Here is a 20629-nt window from a genome sequence, read left to right on the forward strand (position 1 = left end):
TTCCATGCGCATCGACTGTCTTTCCGTTCCGAAATATCTCTCCTCCAACCGGCCGGGCGACGACGTGCCACTGGTGATGCCCGGCCGATGCTACGCCGTGTTCGACGGCGCCACCGACGTCAACGGCTCGACCATCGCCGGCGTCGGCAGCGGTCGCTTCGCAGCGCTCGAATGCGCCGCCGCCCTCGCCTCGGCCATGAGCACACCACCGGCGGACCGGCCCCTGCCCGGCGGCCTCGTGGCGATGCTCAACCGCCGCCTCAAGGACGCGCTGGAGCGCGAGTCCGAACGCCAAGGCAAGCCCGTCGGCGCCTCCACGACGCTGGTGATGATGGAGGACATGGGCGAGACCTATCGCTTCACCCTGGTCGGCGACTCCGGCCTGAGGCTCAACGGCACGGAAGTCTTCCAGCATCTCAAGCCCGTCGACGACATCATGTCGGCGGGCCGCGTGGCGCTTTTCCATCATCTCAAGGCACGAGGCATGGAAGCGCCAGAGCTGGAGCAACGCTCGCGGCAGGGCGTCTTCCACGGCTTCGACGCGGCAATCCCGGAACTGCTCTCGGCCGCGGAGGCCGAGGAGCTCATCGCCCGGACACGCGAGATGCTGGCGCCGACTTTCGACCCGGCTCTTTCCGAGCACATCGAGCCGATGCTGCGCGCGGGGATTCCCAAAGGGCAGTACCGCTATTCCAACGATCCACGCCATCCCATGGGCTATGCCGCCCTCGACGGCGGGCACTCGCAGGGCCCTGGCTGGCTGACTTTCGAGCGTCCGGCAGAGACGATCCACACGGTCGAGATCTTCAGCGACGGCTATCTGGAGCTGCCCCAGGAGACGACCCTTGCCGCCTGGGAAGACGTGTTCGCCCGCATCGAGCGGGAGGACCCGGGCAAGACCGAGACGCATTGGGGCGTCAAGGGTTCGAGCGCCGAGCAACTTTTCGACGACCGAACGATCATCATTCTGTCCGGCCTGTAACCGGGTCAAAAATCCGGTTCGCGCGGGGCGATGGGACGCCAGCCGTGATCGGGGACGAGGTCCGGCAGGCGCGCCTGCCAGAAATGTCCCTGAAACGGCTGGTCGAACGCCCGGCTGATCGCTTTTCCCGTCAGCGCGCAAAGAAGCAGCGTGCCGACCGCGCCATGGGCGACGATCGCCAGATCGCCTTCCCCGTGGCCCGCCACGATTTCTTCTACTGCGCGGCGGACCCTTGCCTGCGCATCCGCTGCCTTCTCCCAGCCGCGAACGCTCACGTCCGGCTGGGCGAAGAAGGCACCGGCGACCCGCTCGAACTCGTCCGGCGGCAGGAAGCCCGTCGCGCTGCGGTCGTTCTCACCCAGCGCCCTATTAGCGGATATGCCGCATCCGCGAGCTCCCGCCAGGATGCCGGCGGCCTCGATGGCCTTGGTCTCCGCGCTCGACCAGATCGCAGCGACGCCGGACAGCAAGGGCGAGGCGGCAAACGCCCTCATCCTGTCGATGCCGCGCGGGCTGAGGTGCCAGCGCTCGATCGCGGTGGCGGCATCGACGACGACCTCGGGATGGGTGATAAAGAAAAGTGTTGCCATGCATCCAGCCTATCGAACATGACGGCAATCACCGCGTGTCACGATAGATTGCACAGGCGACGCTCCACAAGCGCCCCCGGGGTTGGCATCCTCGCGCGAAGCGGATAACGCCGGCCGGCGATCGGATTGGCCCGCTGACGGATGTCCCCAAGATCGATGAAGGCCCAAGCCGTATGACCATCTCCAACGAACATGAACTCGAGAAGCTGCGGGAGATCGGCCGCATCGTCGCCAACACAGTGGAGGCCATGAAGGCTGCCACTCAGATCGGAATGACCACGGCGGAGCTCGACGCGATCGGCCGGCGGTCTCTCGAAGAGCACGGCGCCCGCCCCGCTCCGGAGCTGTGCTACGGCTTTCCCGGCGCGACCTGCATCAGCGTGAACGAGGAGATCGCTCACGGCATTCCGGGAGAATACCGGATCGCGGCGGGCGATCTCGTCAACATCGACGTGTCGGCCGAGAAGGATGGCGTCTTTGCCGACACCGGCGCGTCCTTTGCGGTTCCGCCGGTTGCCAAGGCGATCGAGCGGCTGTGCAGGGACGGCCGGCGCGCCATGTGGGCCGGCATCAGGCAGGTTGGCGCCGACCGCCCCATCGCCGGCATCGGCCAGGCCATCGGCGAGTTCGCGCGCAAGAATCGCTATACGCTCGTCCAGAACCTCGCGAGCCATGGCGTCGGTCACTCGCTTCACGAGGAGCCGAAGGAGATCGCCACCTGGCCGGACCCGTCGGAGCGCCGGACCATGCATGCCGGCCTAGTCTTCACCGTCGAGCCGTTCCTGTCCTTCGGGGCCGAATGGGCGACCGACGGCAACGACGACTGGACCTTGCTCAGCGAGCCTTCGGCGCCGACGGTTCAGTTCGAGCACACCGTCGTCGCCACCCGAAACGGGCCGCTCGTTGTCACCCTTCCGGGGTGAAAAGCGGGACGCGCTTGCGCCTCCCGGCGTTCGCTCTCCGCTTCCTCTTAGCCAGCGAGGCTTATCGACAATTCTTCTCCAGGCGCCAAATTGATGAGCCATGGATGCAAATTTGCATCCGCGGTTCCAATTTCTGCTTGGAGCAGACGACATGGCCATCACCATCAATGGAAGCGACGTCGAGGCGCCGGGCGATGCCCGCGTCTCGCTTTTGGACTTGGTCCGCGACCGCCTGAACCTTCCCGGCACCAAGAAGGGCTGCAATCAGGGCGCCTGCGGAGCATGCACGGTTCTGGTGGACGGCGAGCGCGTACTTTCGTGCATGACGCTGGCGGTTCAATGCGAAGGGCGATCGGTCACGACGATCGAGGGTCTCGCGGCGGGGGGCGCGCTGCACTCGTTGCAGCAGGCGTTCATCGACCACGACGGGTTCCAGTGCGGCTATTGCACGCCGGGACAGATCTGTTCGGCGGTCGGCATGATCGCCGAGATCGAGCGCGGGGTTCCGAGCGTGATCACGGCGGACCTTGGCGGCGAAGGTCTTTCGCTCAGCCGAGAGGAAATCCAGGAGCGGATGAGCGGCAATCTGTGCCGCTGCGGCGCCCATAACGGGATCATCGACGCGATTTCCGAGATTCTCGTTCGGGAGGCCGCAGAATGAACCCCTTCAGCTATTCCCGGGCCGCCGGTGCGGCCGATGCCATCCGCCTCGGCGCGGTGGCCGGAACCAAGTATTTGGGCGGCGGCACCAATCTGGTCGATCTGATGCGCGAGGGTGCCGAGCACCCCGAAGCGCTGGTCGACGTCACGGCCCTCTCCCGCGAGATCGAGGAGCGGGAGGACGGTGGCCTCATGATCGGCGCGGCCGTGCGCAACACGGCCCTCGCCGAACATCGGGCGGTGCGCCAGCGCTACCCCATGCTGTCGCGCGCCATCCTGGCGGGCGCATCGGCGCAGATCCGCAATATGGCGACGATCGGCGGAAACCTCCTCCAGCGCACGCGCTGCACCTATTTCTATGACGGCGAGGGATCGCGCTGCAACAAGCGCGAGCCCGGCCAGGGATGCGACGCCATCGATGGCTTCAACCGTAACCATGCCATTCTCGGCGCCTCGCCAGCGTGCGTCGCCACCCATCCTTCCGACATGTGCGTGGCGCTGGCGGCGCTCGATGCGAGCGTTCACATCGAAGGCCGCTCGGGCAAGCGCTCGGTGCCGCTGGTCGAGCTGCACCGCTTGCCGGACGGCCGGCCGGATCTCGATACGGTGCTGGAGCCGGGCGAACTGATCACGGCCATCGAGCTGCCGGCGCTGCCCCTTGCCAGCCGTTCCACCTACCGCAAGGTTCGCGACCGGGCGAGCTATGCCTTCGCCCTGGTTTCGGTGGCGGCGGCCCTGGAGGTCGAGAGCGGCACAGTCAAGGACGTGCGCCTCGCTCTCGGCGGTGTCGCTCACAAGCCCTGGCGCGCGTGGCGGGCCGAAGAGGCGCTGCGCGGCCAGCCGGCGAGTGAAGACGCCTTCCGCGCGGCCGCTGAGGCGGAACTCGCCGATGCCTCGCCGCTCAAGGACAACGCATTCAAGGTCGAGCTGGCGCGGCGGACGATCGTCGCGGTCCTCGGCGATCTGGCGGGAGCGGGCCGATGAGCAATTTTGTCGAGAACGCCAAGCAGGCGGTCCAGGGCGCAGCCCAGGCGGCGATGCAGAAGGCGGTCGAGCTTGCGCCCGATAGCTGGATTCCCGGCGGACGCCCCGATCCGCTGATCGATCGCAAGCACGGGCTGATCGGCGCGCAGACCTCGCGGGTCGACGGTTCGCTCAAGGTTCGCGGCGCGGCGCCCTTCGCGGCCGAGTTTCCGCTGGAGGGGCTGCTCTACGCGGCGGTGACCTTCAGCACCATCGCCAAGGGTCGCATCACCACGCTCGACACGGCAGAGGCCGAGGCCGCGCCGGGCGTCGTGCTGGTGATGACCCATCGCAACGCGCCGCGCATGCGGCCCATGCCGCTGTTCCTCACCAGCCAGAAGGCGGCGGGTGGCGACGATCTACCGGTCATGCAGGACGATCGCATCCACTGGAACGGGCAGCCGGTCGCCCTTGTCCTTGCCGAGACCCAGGAGCAGGCGGACCATGCCGCCTCGTTGGTTCGCGTCGCCTATGAGGTAGAACCGGCCCTGCTCTCTTTCGCCGAGGCCAAGGCGAAAGGCACCGAGCCGGGGATTTTCATGGGACCGATGAAGCTTGAGATCGGCGATCCCGAAGCCGCTCTGGCGGCCGCCCCGCACAAGGTGGACACGGTCTATCGCACGCCCCGCCACAGCCACAACGCCATCGAGCTGCATGCCGCCACCGTTGCCTGGCAGGGCGACACGCTCCGCGTCCACGACGCCTCGCAGGCGGTCGCCCACACCGCCTGGTCGCTCGCCGAGATCTTCGGCATCGACGAGAGCAACGTCCATGTGACCTCGCCTTTCGTCGGCGGCGGATTCGGCGGTAAGTCGCTCTGGCACCACCAGGTGCTGGCCGCCGCCGCCTCGAAGCTCACCGGCCGCCCGGTCCGCATCGTCCTGTCGCGCGAGGGCGTCTACCGCCTCGTCGGCGGACGCACCCTGACGGAGCAGCGGCTGGCGCTCGGTGCGCGCGACGACGGCACGCTCGACGCCATCATCCATACCGGGACGGTCGCGATGACGCCTCACAACGCGATGCCAGAGCCCTTCATCCTGCCGACACAGAGCGCCTACGCCGCCCGCTCGATCAAGCTCGACGTCGAGGTGGTCAAGCTCGACATGCTGGCCAACACCTTCATGCGCGCACCCGGCGAATCCGTCGGCACCTTCGCCCTGGAATCGGCGATGGACGAACTGGCGGTGGAACTCGGCATGGACCCGGTCGAACTCAGGATCCGCAACGAGCCGGAGAAGGACCCGACCTCCGGCCTGCCCTTCTCCTCACGCCACATTGTCGATGCCTATCGCATGGGCGCGGAGCGTTTTGGCTGGAGCGCCCGCAGCGCGACCCCCGGCATGCGACGGGAGGGAGAATGGCTGATCGGCATGGGCGTGGCGACCGCCACCTATCCCTATCACCGGATGCCCGGCGGCGCGGCGCGCCTGACGTTGACGCGGGACGGGCGTGTGACGGTCGAGGCCGCCGCCCACGAGATGGGCATGGGCACGGCTACCGCGCAAAGCCAGATCACGGCCGAGCGGCTCGGGCTATCGCTCGACCAGGTCACGGTCCACTATGGCGACTCGGCCATGCCGGGCATGATCCTGGCGGGCGGCTCTCAGCAGACGGCCTCGATCGGAGCTGCCGTCATCGCCGCCCAGCGTGAACTGGTGGCCGAACTCTTGAAGCTGGCGGGCAACGACTCTCCCCTCGCCGGGCTCAAGCCCGACGAGGTCGGCGGAATGAACGGCGGCCTCGCCAAGCTGGACGAGCCCGACCGCTTCGAGAGCTATGTCTCCATTCTGACGCGGGCGAACTCCGACGAGGTTTCGGTGGTCGGCAATGCGCCGATGCCGCTGGAGACGCAGCACTGGTCGATGCATTCCTACGGCGCCATGTTCTGCGAGGTGCGCGTCAACGCGATCACCGGCGAGCCGCGCGTCAGCCGCTTCCTCGGCTCTTTCGACTGCGGCCGGATCATCAACGCCAAGACCGCGGCCAGCCAGTTCCGGGGCGGCATCATCATGGGCCTCGGACTAGCGCTGATGGAGGAGACGGTCTTCGACGAGCGCTCCGGGCGCATCATGAACCCCAGCATGGCGGAGTATCATGTCCCCGTGCACATGGACGTGCCGGAGATCGACGTGATCTGGACCGACATTGCCGACCCGCACACGCCGATGGGCGCTCATGGCGTGGGCGAAATCGGCATCACGGGCGTCGGCGCGGCCGTCGCCAACGCGGTCTACAACGCCACCGGCAAGCGGGTACGCGATCTGCCGATCACGCTCGACAAGCTGATGTGAGCCGACTCTCGTCCTGCTCCTGGCGCCCCCTCCTGCGCCGGGAGCGGCCCGGTCGAGGAATGGAAGTTCCTCGCAGCGGCGCACGGCAGAAAGGCATTCCTTGAGATCGCCCGCGCTCTACCCGAGATAAGGCGCCAACAGAGATCACCTTGAAGGACTACCCATGAACAAGAGCCTCCTCGCCGCCCTGTCGCTCACGCTTCTCGCCGCGGCGCCCGCTTTCGCCGGCAACCTCGCTGATATCAAGCAGGCCGGCACCTTGCGGATCGGGACGGAGGGCACCTATGCGCCGTTCACCTATCACGATGCGTCGGGCAAGCTCGTTGGCTTCGATGTCGAGATCGGCGAGGCGGTGGCCAAGCACCTCGGCGTCGAGCCGCAATTCGTCGAAGGCAAGTGGGACGGGCTGATCGCCGGTCTTGGCTCTGACCGCTACGACGCCGTGATCAATCAGGTCGGCATCACCCCCGAACGCCAGCAGCGCTTCGATTTTTCCGATCCCTATATCGTCTCCAAGGCCGCGCTGATCGTCAAAAGCGACAATGACGAGATCAAGAGCTTCGACGATCTCAATGGCAAGCGTGCCGCCCAGTCGCTAACCTCGAACTATGGCAAGATGGCCCAGGCCGCCGGCGCGACGATCGTCGGCACGGAAGGTTTCGACCAGTCGGTTCAGCTGGTCCTCACCGGCCGCGCGGACGCCACCATCAACGACAGCCTGTCCTTCCTCGACTTCAAGAAGCACCAGCCGGACGCAAAAGTGAAGGTCGTGGAGACCCGTGAGGACGGCGCGCCTTCGGGGATCATCGTGCAGAAGGACAATCCCGAGCTCGTCGCCGCCATCAACGAGGCGCTGAAGGACATCAAGGCCGACGGCACCTACAAGGCGATCGCCGAGAAGTATTTCGGCGAGGACGTGTCGCGCTAACACCCGAGGCCATCGCGGGATGCGAGTTGTCGAATTGCGTTCCGCTCTATTTGCCTGATATGCCGCGCCGCTGATCCGCGAGCTTTCACGACGCTCGCGGGTGAGGTTTCCGGCGCGGTTCCTCCGGGGGCGAACCGAAGTGTCGTCGCCGGCTTCGTCCCGCGTTCTCATGCCCGGCGCCGCGCAGCGCCCCTATCTCCCGGCGAGGTCCGATTGCCCGACTGGCTGCAACTGATGCTGACCTCGTTCTGGCCGCTGCTGCGTGGCGGCTTGATCTTCACCGTGCCGCTGGCGATCCTGTCCTTCATCCTGGGGCTCGCCGTCGGCCTCCTGGTGGCGGTGGTCAGGCTCTTCGCGCCCAAGCCGCTGGTCTGGGTCGCCTCCTTCTATGTCTGGATCATCCGCGGCACGCCGCTGCTGGTGCAGCTCTTCGTCATCTTCTATGGCCTGCCGAGCGCCGGCATCCTGATCGACGCCTTCCCTGCCGCGCTCATCGGCTTCACGCTGAATGTCGGCGCCTATACCTCGGAGGTGATCCGCGCGGCGCTCACCTCCATCTCGAAGGGCCAGTGGGAAGCCGCTTATTCCATCGGCATGACGACGCGACAGGCGATGGGTCGCACGATCCTGCCACAGGCGACGCGGGTCGCCCTGCCGCCGCTCGGCAACTCTTTCATTTCGCTGGTCAAGGACACCTCGCTTGCCGCCGCGATCACCGTGCCCGAGCTGTTCCAGCAGGCACAACGCATTGTCGCCGTGACCTATGAACCGCTGATCCTCTACATCGAGGCGGCGCTGATCTATCTCGCCTTCTCCTCCGTGCTCACCGCCCTGCAAAGCCGGCTGGAAACGCAATTCGGCCGCTATGGCGGCTTTCTGGAGCGGGTCCGATGATCCGTCTTACCGGAATCGAGAAGCGTTTCTCCGGCAATCCTGTCCTGAAGGGTGTCGATCTTACCGTTGCCGAAGGAGCGGTCACGGCCCTGATCGGCCCCTCCGGCAGCGGCAAGAGCACGCTGCTTCGCTGTGCCAACCTCCTGGAGATCCCCGATGGCGGCGCGGTGGAAATCCAGGACCTTCGGCTCGAGTTTTCGGCCGGACGCAGGCCTTCGCAGGCCGAGATTCTGCGCCTGCGCCGCCGCACCGGCATGATCTTCCAGAACTTCCAGCTCTTCCCCCATCGCCGGGTGATCGAGAACGTCATGGAAGGGCTGGTGACGGTTCAGAAATGGCCGAAAGAACGCGCGCGCGAACGGGCGATGGACCTTCTTGGCAAGGTCGGGGTGGCCGAAAAGGCCGAGGCGTGGCCGGCGACGCTGTCTGGCGGGCAGCAGCAGCGCGTCGCCATCGCCCGCGCGCTCGCCCCCTCGCCAGCGCTGATCCTCTGCGACGAGCCGACCTCCGCCCTTGACCCCGAGCTCGCCGAGGAAGTCGTGGACGTTCTGAGGGCGCTCGCCAGCGAGGGCGCGACGATGCTGATGGCGACGCACGACCTTAGGCTCGCCCGCAGCGTCGCCAGCCACGTCGCTTTCCTGGAAGGCGGCGAGATCGTGGAGGAAGGCGCGCCGGAGACGATCTTCAGCGCCCCGGCCGAGCCACGAACGGTGCGCTTCGTCAGAAGCCTTGGGGCGTGATTCTCATCCGCTTGGGCGATCGAAGACCGCCGTCAGCCAGTCGATGAAAACACGCAGACGCGGCGCAAGCTGGCGCTTCTGCGGATAAAGCGCCGACACAGGGCTCGGCCGGGGCCGGTGGTTCGGCAGCACCTCCACCAGACGCCCTGCAACCAGGTCGTCGGCAAACCGATAGAGCGGCGCCTGAATGAGCCCGAACCCGAGACAGGCGAGAGCGGCGGACGTATCGGAGTGGTTGGCCGACACGCGCCATGGCAGCGTCACCTCGCACACCTTTCCATCGACCATGAATTCCAGCGGCATCGCCTCGCCGGTACGCGAGGAAATGAAGCCTACCATCCGGTGGCCGTCGAGATCGTCGAGCGATCGCGGGATACCGTGGCGCTTGAGATAGGAGGGGCTGGCCAGCGTCGACTCCTCCAGCGTTCCCAGCCGCTTCATGACGAGGCCGCTGTCTGAAGGCTCGCCAACGCGGATCGCGCAATCGACGCCCTCTCGCACAAGATCGACCAGCCTGTCGCTTTGCCCAAACTGGATGTCGATCCGCGGAAACCTATCGAGAAACGCCGGCAGCGCCGGAAGCAGGAAGGTCCGCGTGAGCAGGCCCGGCGCGTCGACGCGCAGGAGCCCGTGCGGCTCGGCCGCGCGCAGCGCCCCCTCCGCATCCTCGATATCGGCGAGGATCGCCACGCACCGTTCGTAGAACGCCTGTCCGTCGAGCGTCGGCGCGACATGCCGCGTGGTGCGATCGAGCAGGCGCGCCCCGAGTCGCGCCTCCAGGCGCCTTACCGCTTCCGTTGCGGTCGAGCGCGGCAACCCGAGATCGGCGGCAGCCGCCGTGAAGCTTGCCCGTTCGATCACCCTTACGAGCAGGCGCAAACTATTGAGATGATCCATCGCTCATTGTTCGCCTAAACCGAATGGAGTTGGCAAGCTCCGGGCGATTATTCCGCTTCGAGGCTCGCTTAAGTTCGAGGCACAAGGAGATTGATCATGACAGAGCAGCATCAACGCACCGCCATCGTCACCGGCGCCTCGAAGGGGATCGGCGCGGCCATCGCCCGCCGCCTCGCCGCCGATGGGATTGCCGTCGTTGTCAACTATGCCCATGGCCGCGAGGCCGCCGAGGCAGTCGTCGCCGACATTTCCGAAAAGGATGGCCGAGCGATCGCCGTCAAGGCCGACATCGGCGCCTCGGATGGCTTGCCGACATTGTTCGACGCGGCCGAGGGAGAGTTCGGCAAGGTCGACATTCTGGTGAACAACGCCGGGATCATGACGCTTGCGCCCATCGCGCAGATGGACGACGCCGCCTTCGAGCGTCAGGTGGCGGTCAATCTCGGCGGCGTTTTTCGCGGGATGCGCGAGGCTGCCCGCCGGCTTGCGGACGGCGGCCGCATCGTGAGCTTTTCGTCCAGCGTCGTCGGGCTCTATCAGCCCACCTATGGCGTCTATGCCGCCACCAAGGCCGGCGTCGAGGCGATGACCCACGTCCTTGCCAAGGAACTGGGGCCGCGTGGCATTACCGTGAACACGGTTGCCCCCGGCCCCGTCGCCACCGACCTGTTTCTCACTGGCAAATCGGACGAGCAGGTTTCCGCGATCAAGCGAATGAACCCGTTCGGCCGTCTCGGCGAACCCGACGACATCACCCGGGTTGTCGCTTTTCTGGTGGGGCCGGACGCCGGCTGGGTCAATGGCCAGACCCTGCGCGCGAACGGCGGCGTCGTTTGAAGAAGCGCTGTGGCCAAGACGACGACGGCGACACTCTCCCGCATAACCTGACCCAATACCCCCTTTCGATAAGGATTTCCCGATGCCCTTCGTCAACATCAAGATTCCCGAAGCCGCCCTTTCGCGAAAGCAGAAAGAGGAGATCGTTCACCGCGCCACCGACATGCTGGTCGACTACTTCACCGAGGCCGCGCGTCCGCACACGATGGTCCTGATCGAAGAGGTCAAGGATGGCGGTTATGCCCGCGCCGACGAGGTATTCGTCATTCCCGATGCGTACCGCGCGGTCGACGCCTGAGAGCTCGACAAAGGGGCGCGGGTCTTAGCCCCGCCCTCAAACTTGGCGGATTGTCTTCTCGATCGACCGCTTCCACGATTGGAATGCCGCCACGGCGGCAGTCATCGTCGCCCCTCGTGCCACCATTCACTCGCCATCCTGCCTGGCGATGGTGATTGGACGACGCGGGGGATCAAGCGGTAGCCCGTGGTCCATATCCATCATGCTCTGTATCTCTTCGCCGGGATTGAAGTCGCTGACCGTCGCCTTCAGGAGACGCAGAGCGCCGGATACGTTGTTCGTCTCGATCATCCGGCGCAACTCGTCAAAAATGCGGATGATCAAGGCACCTTCAATGGCCCGGGGCGACGCCGTCAGGATACCCTCGGCGTTGGTTTGCTTCAGAGCCTCGCCGGTACTGAACAGCTCCTCGTACAGCTTCTCGCCGGGGCGCAGACCCGTGTAGACGATCTTGATGTCGAGTTCCGGGCGCAGACCCGACAGGCGGATGAGGTTGCGCGCAAGGTCGACGATCTTCACGGGAGCGCCCATGTCGAGCACGAAGATCCTTCCGCGCTCGCCGCGGTGATTGAGCCCGTAAGCGGCAGCCTGCATGACTAGGAGGCAAGCCTCGGGGATGGTCATGAAGTAGCGTTCGATCTCAGGATGAGTGACGGTCACGGGACCGCCGGCCTTGATCTGCCGTTCGAAAAGCGGCACCACAGAACCGGAGGAGCCGAGAACGTTGCCGAAGCGCACTGTGACGAAGCGGGTTTCCGTGGCGTCGGCATCCAGATCCATGGCTTGGCAGAACATCTCGGCCAGCCGCTTGGTTGCGCCCATGGCGTTGGTCGAATTTACCGCTTTGTCGGTAGAGACGAGAACCACCGCCTGGGCATTGACCTTGATCGCCGCCTCGGCCACGTGCCGTGTGCCGATCGCATTGGTGAACAATCCCTGGAGTGGCTGCGCCTCGACGATCGGAACGTGCTTCAGCGCCGCCGCGTGGAAGACAACCTCGGGCCGATGGGTCTCCATGACCTGAAAGACCGACTCCCTCTCCCGCACATTGCACAGCAGCGCATGGCGTGGAACGTCGCGGAAATCGCGCGCCATCTCCATGTCGATCGAATAAAGAAGGTATTCGTTGGCATCCAGCAGAACGAGGTTGCGCGGCTTCAGCCTTGCCACCTGCCGCACCAGCTCGGAGCCAATCGACCCTCCCGCGCCGGTAATCAGCACCGACTTATCCGAAATCATCGCGGCGATGCTTTTCATATCAAGCTTCACCGGCGGGCGTTGAAGAAGATCCTCGACCTTCACCGGCTGAACCTCGACCGCTTGATCGAGCGAGCGCATCTCCAGGAGGTTCGGCAGGCGAAGCAGCTCCAGATGATACTGGCCGGCGACGGCGACGAGTTGCACCAGAAGCTCATGTGCCTGGTTCGCGTCCGCCGATTGAGCCACGATAAGGGCATCGACCTCCAGGCCACGGATATGGAAATCCTCGATGATGGTGCCGAGCATCTCCAGGGGCCCCTTGACCGGCACGCCCTGGATGAAGCGCCCCGCCCGACGCCCACGCTCATCGATGATCGCAAGAACCTCAAAGCCCGCGCTCGAGCGCTCCTTGATCACCTTGAGAAAGAGGTCGGCGGCGTCTCCCGCGCCAATCAGCAGGGCCCGCTTCTTTGCCTTCGCCTTGCCTCGGTGGGTGTCGCGCTCATTGCGATAAACGCGATAGGCGACGCGGGGTCCGCCCAGCAGAACGATCAGGAAGGCCCAGACGACGATAATGGAGGAGCGCGGGATACCATCGAGACGGACGAGAAAGAAATGGATGGCGATGAAGAGCAACACCGACGCCGTCGCCGCCTTGACGATGGCAACGAGGTCGGGAAGCGAGGCATAACGCCAGACGCCCCGGTTCATACCAAGCAGGAATCCGAACGCGCTCACGATGATGCCGAACATGAGCGAGGCGACGATGTACTCGACCAAATGCGGCATCAAGCCGTCGAAATCGAGCCGCAGGACCAGGGACAGCAGGAAGGCGATCGTGCCCATGATGATATCATGGAAAAGCGCCGCGCCCCGAACAAGCAGCATGCGAGTGTGGGGTCTGGATAGCGACATCATCATCCTCGCCGACAAGCCCCGGCTCCCGGGACAGGATCGCATATCACCGATCTCACCATTGCGACAATTGAGGGGCGTTATACTCGGCGGCTATTTCGTTCGCCGGCTCACCCACCTTTTTTGCGCTTGTCGACGACGGCGCGCCAGCCAAACGCAATGGACGCTACCACGTCCGGTGGTGAAAAACGATCAGAAGCTGTCTTGCCACATCGAGCGATTCCGGCCGTCACCGTCGTATCGAACGACAACACGACCGTTTTCTCGGCACGGGAGGGGCAGCATATTCAGATTTCAAGCCCTGGACCAAAGCTTCCAGCGGATAACTCGGCGGGCGGACTGGCCCGTCGATCAGCGAGCCGTTAAAGCTCCTGGGATTTTGACCTGGGGCGATGACGATGAACGGTAGGGGCGGGTATTTCCCGAATTGGACTCTCAAGAAGGAAGGCAGGATCATGCCTGACGAACGTTTGCCGCTCGGGCAAACGTTCGTGATCGGGCTACAGCATGTGATCGCCATGTTCGGCGCCACCGTGCTCGGCCCCATTCTCATGGGCTTCGACCCCAATGTGTCGATCCTCTTTTCCGGCATCTCCACTCTCATCTTCTTTGTCGCCGTCGGCGGCCGCGTGCCGAGCTATCTCGGATCGAGCTTCGCCTTCATCGGACCGGTTCTCGTGGCGACCGGCGCGACGGTCGGCGTGGCCAATCCGAACATCGGCGTCGCGCTCGGCGGCATCGTGGCGGCAGGCATTCTCTATGCTCTCGTCGGCGTCGTCGTGATGCTGGTGGGCTATCGCTGGATCGAGCGGCTGATGCCACCGGTCCTCACCGGCGCTATCGTGGCGGCCATCGGCCTCGTTCTCGCGCCGATCGCCATCGCCAGCGCATCTGGAACCTCGGCGGGCAATCCCGATGGCAGCGCACTCGCCCGCTGGATCTCCATCCTGACGGTGGCGGCCGTCGGCGCGGTGGCGGTCTACGGCCCCGGCCTATCGCGGCGCCTGCCGATCCTCATCGGCGGCGCCCTCTCCTATGTCGTCTATCTCGTGCTCGCCAACGGCATGGGCTTGGGCGCCCCCATCGACTTCACCCGTGTCGGCGAGGCCGCATGGCTGGGCCTGCCGCACTTCACGAGCCCGGTGTTCACCACCTCGGCGATGACGCTCATCATGCCGGTGGTGCTGATCCTGGTCGCGGAAAACCTCGGGCACATCAAGGCTGTCGGCGCCATGACCGGCCGCAATCTCGACCCCTATCTCGGCCGCGCCTTCATCGGCGACGGTTTGGCCACGATCCTGTCGGGCTTCTTCGGCGGAACCGGCATGACGACCTATGCCGAGAACATGGGCGTCATGGCCGTGACCCGCATCTTCTCGACGCTGATCTTCGTCGTCGCCGCCGTCATCGCCATCCTGCTTGGGTTCTCGCCAAAGTTCGGCGCGCTCATCCAGACGATCCCCGTCCCGGTCCTTGGCGGGCTCTCCATCGTGGTCTTCGGCCTGATCGCCGCAACGGCCGGCCGCATCTGGGTCGAGAACGCCGTCGACTTCTCGAACCCGCGAAACCTCATCACGGTGGGCGTCGCGCTGGTCCTGGGCGCTGGAAACTTCAAACTGACGATCGGCAACTTCACGCTCGACGGCATCGGCACGGCGACGATCGGAGCCATCATCCTCTATCACGTCCTGAACGGCGCGGAGGCGCGGGCAGAACGCGCTCGCTGACGCGTATCGGAGCAAACTTGCCGGATTAGAGTCAGAATCAGGACGGTCTATGCGACATTTTGTCGCATCATCATTCAACTGGTTCGTGCAGCAAAGGCTCGGTCCAACGATCGAGCCTTTGTCATTTGTGCGAGACCGCTTCCGGTATTCAGCCACCTCCAGGTGACGCTATCCACCTCAATGCCCGGAAGGCGTCACGTTGAAACGCCGCCCGAAGCGCATCGGCCAACGCCCGCACCGCCTTCGTCCCAAGGTTTCATTCCTCGAAGCCTGCTCCATTCGCGTGTTGGCGCCCGTAGCCCTGCCTCATTTGTCGAGGCGAGTCACGCACCCGGCATGGCGGTGGCCTCGCGCCATCGGATCAGCCCGGGCCCCCGCGACCAGGAGGCACCGCATCGCGCGGCTTACCTAAGGTTGCATGACGTCAATGCTGCAAAGTTGAGCCAGAAGCAATAGTAATAGACTATTATATTATTGCGGACACCCTTTTCTTCTGAAGATGACCAGGAGGGAAGTGTCGTGCGTTTAAACATTCCGCAGAAGCTTGTTCTTCTGATTGTGACTGCGGCTGCCTTGACCATGGCGGCTATCGGCGTCCAGTTGTACTCACTGAACCAAACAATTTGGGAAGATCAAGAAGAAACACTTGTGGCCCAGGTCGACGCGGCCCGATCGCTGATCCAGGGTTTTGCCGACGAAGCCAAGCAGGGCGAGATTTCAGAGGAAGAAGCGAAGCAGCGCGCCGCGAAAGCAGTGGGCAATATCCGCTTCGGCAACGATGATTACCTCTTCGTGTACGACTATGACGGTGTGGTCGTGGTTCTTCCAGGCAGCAATGAGGTCGGCCGGTCGCGATGGGACGAGCGGGATGCGGATGGCTCTTATCTCGTTCGCGACGTGATCGCGGCGACCAAGGCCGGCGGCGGCTTCGTCGAATATTCGGTTCCCCGTCTGGGCGAAAAGACGCCGACGCCGAAGCTTGCCTATGCTGCCCCCTTTGAGCCGTGGCAGTGGTCGATCGGGACCGGCGTCTATATCGACGACCTTCATGCACACACCTGGACGGCGGCGCTCCATTCGCTGGCTTGGCTTCTCGGCATCCTTGGCGTTCTGGCGTGTTGCGCCTGGCCCATCGCGCGGAGCATTACGAAGCCGCTCGGGCGGATCACGGGTGTCATGCACAGGCTCGCCGAAGGAGAGAAGACGATCGAGGTCCCCTTCATCGCGCGCCGAGACGAGATCGGCCAGATGGCCGGCGCCGTCGAGATCTTCCGGCAGGCCGCGATTGAAAGGGATCGGCTCGAGGCGGAGGCCGAGGCCGCACGCCAGCGCGCCGAGGCTCTAAAAGCAGAACAGGCAGCCGCCGAGCGCGCCAAGGCAGAGGAACTGCGTGCTTTCGTCGCCGATATCGAAAGAGGCTTCGCCCGGCTCGCCGATGGTGACCTGACGGTTCGCATGGCCCGCCCCGTGGCGGCCGAATATGAGGACATCAGGAGCCAGTTCAACATGTCGGTGGAGCGACTGGAAGGCACGATCGGCTCGGTTGTGACGGCAATCGGCTCCATCCGCAACGGGCTCGACGAGATCAACATCGCGTCCAACGACCTCGCACATCGCACCGAGCAGCAGGCGGCAGGTCTGGAGGAGACGACGGCGGCGCTGACCGAGGTGACGCGGGCGGTGAACGAGACGGCCGAAAGCGCGGGCCGCGCCCAGCACTCGGCCGAAACCGCCCAGAAAAACGCAGAGAAGGGCGGAGAGATCGTTGGTCAGGCCGTCGAGGCGATGGCCGAGATCGAGAAGAGCTCGGAGGAGATCGGCAAGATCATTGGCGTCATCGACGAGATCGCCTTCCAGACGAACCTCCTTGCGTTGAATGCGGGCGTCGAGGCGGCACGCGCCGGCGAGGCCGGCAAGGGCTTCGCCGTCGTCGCCCAGGAAGTGCGGGCTCTTGCCCAGCGCTCGGCGGAGGCCGCCAAGGAGATCAAGGGACTCATCTCCATGTCGTCCCATCAGGTCGGCCGCGGTGTCGAGTTGGTCACGGCGTCGGGCAAGAGCCTGGAGGAGATCGTGGCGCAGGTCGCGGCCATGAGCCGGGAGGTCGCGGACATCGCCAACAGCGCCCGCGAGCAGGCGGTGAGCCTGAAGGAGGTCTCCACCGCCGCCGATCAGATGGACAAGGTGACCCAGCAGAACGCGGCAATGGTCGAGGAGACGACGGCCGCCGCGCAGACGCTGGCGAACGAGACCGACCACCTCGCCCAGCTGATCGCCCAGTTCAAGACGGCGGCGGCCATGGCCCACGCTGCTCAGGCCGAACGCGCGGCCCGGCGCCCCGTGCCCAAGCCCGCTCCGGCAACCTCTGCGGCGAAGCGCGCTCAAACATCACCTTCCAAGACCGCTTCGAAGGCCGCGCCTTCCGCGCCCGTGCGCCAGATGAAGGCACAAGGGATCGGGGGAGCAGCGGCAAAAATGGAAGTGGAGGAAGACGACTGGGAGGAGTTCTGAGAAATCGGACATGACGGGGCGCCGGCTTGTCGGGCCGCGCCCACTCGCCTGTTCCACCTCGCGCCGTAAACAGCGACGAGGCGGGACAGGCCTCCGCTTGATGGCGCCGCGCTTGACGGCGGGCGCGGGAATGGATCATCTCCTGGAACGAACACCCTTGCGAATCCCGGCCGGATGAGGATCGCGTTCCATGGCTGAGAGACCTCAGGCCCTCGACCGTGCCATTGGCGCCCTGGCCGGCGTTGCTGTCGGCGATGCGCTGGGAATGCCCTCGCAGACCTTCCCGCGTCAGAAGATCGCCGAGACCTACGGCCATATCACAGACTTCGTCGCTCCTTGCGAAGGCCATCCGGTATCCCACGGCCTGCCGGCCGCCGCCATCACCGACGACACGGAGCAGACACTGCTCCTGGCGCGCCTCCTGGTCCGCTCGCCCGGTCGTTTCGACGATCTGGAATGGGCGCGCACGCTGATAGCGTGGGAGGCGGACGTTCGCGAGCGCGGCCTGCGCGATCTCCTCGGCCCCTCCACCAAGCGCGCCTTCGAGGCGCTTCTGTCCGGGGTCGACGCTTCGGAAACCGGTCGCGCCGGCACAACGAACGGCGCGGCGATGCGCGTTGCGCCCGTCGCCATCGTGACACCCTCAGGCAGCGTCGCCGCCCTCGTCGACCGCGTCGAGGAGGCATGCCGCGTCACCCACAACACGCGGGAGGCCATCGCGGCGGCGGCGGCCGTTGCCATGGTCGTCAGCCGCGGCGTCGACGGCGCGGATTTTACCTCGGCTTTGCCGGCGGCACTGGAGGCAGCACGCGAGGGCGCGCGGCGCGGCGCCCCGGTGGGAGAGAGCGACATGGCCGGGCGCATCGAGGCGGCGCTCGACATCGCCGCACATGGGACAGAAGCCGAGCTCGCCCGCACGATCGGCACGTCCGTTGCCAGCCGCGAATCGGTAGCGGCCGCCTTCGGCGTCGTCCGGCTGGCGGGGGGTGATCCGTGGAAGGCGGCGGTGATCGCCGCCAATATCGGCGACGACACCGATACGATCGGCGCCATTGCCGGCGCCATGGCGGGGGCGTGCAGCGGTGCGGCGGGGTTTCCCCGCGACAAGCTCCAGCGTATCGTCACCGTGAACCGCCTCGATCTCGAGGAACTCGCGTTGGCGCTCCTCGACCTGCGCCGCATGCGCACCGTGGAGGCCGCGGGATGATGCCGCGCCTCGTCCAACTCTCAGGCGTCATCGTCGACGTGATCTATCGCGTCGAAGAGGTTCCGCCGCCGGGCGGCGAGGCGATCGTCCATGGCATGACGGTGGCGGCCGGCGGAGGGTTCAACGCCATGGCGGCGGCGCGGCGCTGCGGCATCGACGTCGCCTTTGCCGGGACCTTAGGCACTGGCCCCTTTGCCGACATCGCCGAGGCGGCGCTGGCGAGCGAAAGTATCGAGCGGCTGCGGCCCCGGCTTCAGGGACATGACCAGGGCTGCTGCACCGTGCTCGTCGACCGGCATGGCGAGCGCAGCTTCATCGCCGCCTCGGGCGCGGATGGGCTCGTCAGCGACGACGACCTCGCGAGCCTGACGCTTCGGCCCGACGATCATCTTCTGCTGTCGGGCTACGCCCTTCATTATCCGGGTAGCCGCGAGGCGCTGACGCACTGGCTGGAGAATGACGGTAAGGGCCGGCGCCTGGTGTTCGACCCCTGCCCCATCGTCAGCCATCTCGACAGTCGCGCCCGCCGGGCGGCGCTCGATGCCGCGCTGTGGGTCACGGCAAACCGGGCCGAGGGCGAATCTCTCACCGGCCAATCGAACCCCGGGGCCGTCGCCCAGGCCCTCGCCAAAGGACGGCCGGCAGATGGCGGCGCGATCTTGCGCGACGGGGCGAATGGCTGTTTCCTTGCGCCCGCCGGAAGAGAGGCGGCGCACGTGCCCGGATTTGCCGTCGAGCCGATCGACACCAACGGCGCGGGCGACGCACACACCGGGGCGTTCATCGCCATGCTGGCGCGCGGCGAGCCGCCTTTGCGCGCCGCGGCGATCGCCAATGTCTGCGCCGCTCTTTCAACCACAAGGGAGGGGCCGTCGACGGCGCCCGACCTCGCAACGGTCCTCGCCGCCATGGGCGAGACCGCCACGCCACCGACAGGCTGAACCGCTCCCATACCCGTGAGGAGGAGAAGATGAAGAGACTGCTTCTGGCCGCCACCCTGGCCCTCGCCGCGCAAACCGCGCATGCCGACGAGATCCGCGTCCTCAACTGGCAGGGCTACGGCACCGATATCGATTGGGCCGTCAAGGAATTCGCAGAGAAGACGGGCAATACCGTCGTCCACGAATATTTCACCTCCGAACAGGAGATGCTGACCAAGCTGCGGACCAACCCCGGCGCCTACGACGTGGTCCTCGTCAATTCCGCCTATACCGCGCAGGCAGCGGACGAGGGCCTTATCGCCCCGATCGACACCGCGAAGATCAAGAACTTTTCCGATCTCGATCCAAAGCTCACCGGCACCGAAGCTCTCAACCCGAAGGGCAAGCTCTTCGGCGTGCCGTGGACCTGGGGCCTGACGGCGCTCGCCGTCAACACCAACGATTTCCCGGAGCCGCCGACCTCGCTCTCGGTCCTGTGGGACCCACAGTGGAAAGGGCGCGTCTCCATCCGTGACGACGGCCTGGAGGCGGTTCAGTTCGGCGCGCTGGCGCTCGGGCAGGATATGGACAACATCACCGACCTTTCCGCCATCAAGGCCAAGCTGGCCGAACTCATGCCGCAGATCACCACCTTCTGGAGCTCGGAAAACGAGTGGAACCAGGCGATGGCCTCCGGCGAGTTCGCGGTGGCGACCTATTGGTCGGGCTCGGCGGCGCGGTCGATCTCCAAGGGACTGCCCATCGCCTTCGTCGTGCCGAAGGAAGGCGCCGTCGGCTGGCTCGACAGCCTGGCGGTTCCCGCGGCGTCGAAGCACAAGGATGCGGCGCATGCCTTCATCGACTGGATGGTCGATCCCGCCTTCTACGTGAAGTGGGATGCCGAGGGCGCGCCGGTCTCCTCCAACACCAAGGCGATCGCCGCCCTTCCCGATGACAGCTTCAACAAGAAGCTGGTGGCCGATCCCGCGACGGTTTCGCGCGTTCACTTCTTCAAGCCGGTCTCCGATGCCGACCGCGAGACCTATCTGAAGCTCTGGCAGGATTTGAAGGCGGCGCAATAGCGCGGCT

General features: G+C 65.6%; 18 protein-coding genes. 15 read left to right on the plus strand and 3 right to left on the minus strand.

Features of this window, described 5'->3' with window-relative positions:
- Positions 1–4: 4 nt before the first annotated feature.
- Positions 5–982, plus strand: coding sequence for a hypothetical protein (locus B5D38_RS06320; RefSeq protein ID WP_078707571.1), 978 nt, complete (start codon positions 5–7; stop codon positions 980–982).
- Positions 983–987: 5 nt separating this feature from the next.
- On the opposite strand, the gene B5D38_RS06325 is transcribed toward B5D38_RS06320, so the two are convergent.
- Positions 988–1572, minus strand: a complete 585-nt coding sequence (locus B5D38_RS06325) for a histidine phosphatase family protein (RefSeq protein WP_078707572.1) — start codon at positions 1570–1572, stop codon at positions 988–990.
- Between the two features lie 173 nt (positions 1573–1745).
- On the opposite strand from B5D38_RS06325, the gene map reads away from it, so the two are divergent.
- From map to B5D38_RS06360, 7 genes are all read left to right on the plus strand, one after another.
- Complete coding sequence (map, locus tag B5D38_RS06330) at positions 1746–2495, plus strand: type I methionyl aminopeptidase (RefSeq protein ID WP_078707573.1); 750 nt, start codon at positions 1746–1748, stop codon at positions 2493–2495.
- Between the two features lie 151 nt (positions 2496–2646).
- A complete protein-coding gene (locus B5D38_RS06335) occupies positions 2647–3156 on the plus strand; it encodes a (2Fe-2S)-binding protein (RefSeq protein WP_078707886.1) in 510 nt (169 codons plus the stop codon).
- Positions 3153–4139, plus strand: a complete 987-nt coding sequence (locus B5D38_RS06340; protein ID WP_078707574.1) for an FAD binding domain-containing protein — start codon at positions 3153–3155, stop codon at positions 4137–4139. The genes B5D38_RS06335 and B5D38_RS06340 overlap by 4 nt, the downstream gene beginning before the upstream one ends.
- A 53-nt stretch (positions 4140–4192) precedes the next feature.
- Positions 4193–6469: a xanthine dehydrogenase family protein molybdopterin-binding subunit gene (locus tag B5D38_RS06345; protein WP_078707887.1), complete on the plus strand. Its 2277-nt coding sequence runs from the start codon at positions 4193–4195 to the stop codon at positions 6467–6469.
- 163 nt (positions 6470–6632) lie between these two features.
- Complete coding sequence (locus tag B5D38_RS06350) at positions 6633–7397, plus strand: amino acid ABC transporter substrate-binding protein (protein WP_078707575.1); 765 nt, start codon at positions 6633–6635, stop codon at positions 7395–7397.
- A 213-nt stretch (positions 7398–7610) separates the two neighbouring features.
- A complete protein-coding gene (locus tag B5D38_RS06355) occupies positions 7611–8291 on the plus strand; it encodes an amino acid ABC transporter permease (protein WP_078707576.1) in 681 nt (226 codons plus the stop codon).
- On the plus strand, positions 8288–9031 hold the full coding sequence (locus B5D38_RS06360) for an amino acid ABC transporter ATP-binding protein (RefSeq protein ID WP_078707577.1): 744 nt from the start codon (positions 8288–8290) through the stop codon (positions 9029–9031). Before B5D38_RS06355 ends, B5D38_RS06360 begins: the two co-directional genes overlap by 4 nt.
- A gap of 3 nt (positions 9032–9034) precedes the next feature.
- On the opposite strand, the gene B5D38_RS06365 is transcribed toward B5D38_RS06360, so the two are convergent.
- Positions 9035–9928, minus strand: coding sequence for a LysR family transcriptional regulator (locus B5D38_RS06365; RefSeq protein WP_078707578.1), 894 nt, complete (start codon positions 9926–9928; stop codon positions 9035–9037).
- Between the two features lie 96 nt (positions 9929–10024).
- Between B5D38_RS06365 and B5D38_RS06370 the strand changes: the two genes are divergently transcribed.
- Positions 10025–10765: an SDR family oxidoreductase gene (locus B5D38_RS06370; RefSeq protein WP_078707579.1), complete on the plus strand. Its 741-nt coding sequence runs from the start codon at positions 10025–10027 to the stop codon at positions 10763–10765.
- 82 nt (positions 10766–10847) lie between these two features.
- Positions 10848–11063 (plus strand): tautomerase family protein, encoded by a 216-nt coding sequence (locus B5D38_RS06375; protein WP_078707580.1) that lies wholly within the window; start codon positions 10848–10850, stop codon positions 11061–11063.
- A gap of 126 nt (positions 11064–11189) precedes the next feature.
- Here the strand turns inward: B5D38_RS06375 and B5D38_RS06380 are convergent, their stop codons facing one another.
- The gene (locus tag B5D38_RS06380; RefSeq protein WP_165690803.1) at positions 11190–13178 is read right to left on the minus strand and encodes a polysaccharide biosynthesis protein; all 1989 of its coding nucleotides are present in this window, start codon (positions 13176–13178) and stop codon (positions 11190–11192) included.
- A 398-nt stretch (positions 13179–13576) separates the two neighbouring features.
- Between B5D38_RS06380 and B5D38_RS06385 the strand changes: the two genes are divergently transcribed.
- From B5D38_RS06385 to B5D38_RS06405, 5 genes are all read left to right on the plus strand, one after another.
- Positions 13577–14905 (plus strand): solute carrier family 23 protein, encoded by a 1329-nt coding sequence (locus B5D38_RS06385; RefSeq protein ID WP_078707888.1) that lies wholly within the window; start codon positions 13577–13579, stop codon positions 14903–14905.
- Between the two features lie 579 nt (positions 14906–15484).
- Entirely contained in the window at positions 15485–17413 is a 1929-nt protein-coding gene (locus B5D38_RS06390; RefSeq protein ID WP_280949374.1) for a methyl-accepting chemotaxis protein, read from the plus strand.
- 190 nt (positions 17414–17603) lie between these two features.
- Positions 17604–18620, plus strand: coding sequence for an ADP-ribosylglycohydrolase family protein (locus B5D38_RS06395; RefSeq protein WP_078707583.1), 1017 nt, complete (start codon positions 17604–17606; stop codon positions 18618–18620).
- Positions 18617–19561 carry a PfkB family carbohydrate kinase gene (locus B5D38_RS06400; protein WP_078707584.1) on the plus strand — a complete coding sequence of 315 codons (945 nt, stop codon included), beginning with the start codon at positions 18617–18619 and terminating at the stop codon, positions 19559–19561. Before B5D38_RS06395 ends, B5D38_RS06400 begins: the two co-directional genes overlap by 4 nt.
- Before the next feature lie 29 nt (positions 19562–19590).
- Positions 19591–20622 carry an ABC transporter substrate-binding protein gene (locus B5D38_RS06405; RefSeq protein ID WP_078707585.1) on the plus strand — a complete coding sequence of 344 codons (1032 nt, stop codon included), beginning with the start codon at positions 19591–19593 and terminating at the stop codon, positions 20620–20622.
- Positions 20623–20629 lie beyond the last annotated feature (7 nt).

It is taken from the genome of Consotaella salsifontis (genome assembly GCF_900167365.1).
GTDB classification, from domain to species: domain Bacteria; phylum Pseudomonadota; class Alphaproteobacteria; order Rhizobiales; family Rhizobiaceae; genus Consotaella; species Consotaella salsifontis.

Bases quoted from the DNA above. Each gene is read 5' to 3' on its own strand.
- B5D38_RS06375 (WP_078707580.1), top strand. From the start codon at position 10,848: ATGCCCTTCGTCAACATCAAGATTCCCGAAGCCGCCCTTTCGCGAAAG.
- B5D38_RS06335 (WP_078707886.1), top strand. From the start codon at position 2,647: ATGGCCATCACCATCAATGGAAGCGACGTCGAGGCGCCGGGCGATGCC.
- B5D38_RS06395 (WP_078707583.1), top strand. From the start codon at position 17,604: ATGGCTGAGAGACCTCAGGCCCTCGACCGTGCCATTGGCGCCCTGGCC.
- B5D38_RS06400 (WP_078707584.1), top strand. From the start codon at position 18,617: ATGATGCCGCGCCTCGTCCAACTCTCAGGCGTCATCGTCGACGTGATC.
- B5D38_RS06360 (WP_078707577.1), top strand. From the start codon at position 8,288: ATGATCCGTCTTACCGGAATCGAGAAGCGTTTCTCCGGCAATCCTGTC.
- B5D38_RS06350 (WP_078707575.1), top strand. From the start codon at position 6,633: ATGAACAAGAGCCTCCTCGCCGCCCTGTCGCTCACGCTTCTCGCCGCG.
- B5D38_RS06325 (WP_078707572.1), bottom strand. From the start codon at position 1,572: ATGGCAACACTTTTCTTTATCACCCATCCCGAGGTCGTCGTCGATGCC.
- B5D38_RS06345 (WP_078707887.1), top strand. From the start codon at position 4,193: ATGCAGAAGGCGGTCGAGCTTGCGCCCGATAGCTGGATTCCCGGCGGA.
- B5D38_RS06380 (WP_165690803.1), bottom strand. From the start codon at position 13,178: ATGTCGCTATCCAGACCCCACACTCGCATGCTGCTTGTTCGGGGCGCG.
- B5D38_RS06390 (WP_280949374.1), top strand. From the start codon at position 15,485: ATGGCGGCTATCGGCGTCCAGTTGTACTCACTGAACCAAACAATTTGG.
- B5D38_RS06385 (WP_078707888.1), top strand. From the start codon at position 13,577: ATGAACGGTAGGGGCGGGTATTTCCCGAATTGGACTCTCAAGAAGGAA.
- B5D38_RS06370 (WP_078707579.1), top strand. From the start codon at position 10,025: ATGACAGAGCAGCATCAACGCACCGCCATCGTCACCGGCGCCTCGAAG.
- B5D38_RS06340 (WP_078707574.1), top strand. From the start codon at position 3,153: ATGAACCCCTTCAGCTATTCCCGGGCCGCCGGTGCGGCCGATGCCATC.
- B5D38_RS06365 (WP_078707578.1), bottom strand. From the start codon at position 9,928: ATGGATCATCTCAATAGTTTGCGCCTGCTCGTAAGGGTGATCGAACGG.
- map (WP_078707573.1), top strand. From the start codon at position 1,746: ATGACCATCTCCAACGAACATGAACTCGAGAAGCTGCGGGAGATCGGC.
- B5D38_RS06405 (WP_078707585.1), top strand. From the start codon at position 19,591: ATGAAGAGACTGCTTCTGGCCGCCACCCTGGCCCTCGCCGCGCAAACC.
- B5D38_RS06320 (WP_078707571.1), top strand. From the start codon at position 5: ATGCGCATCGACTGTCTTTCCGTTCCGAAATATCTCTCCTCCAACCGG.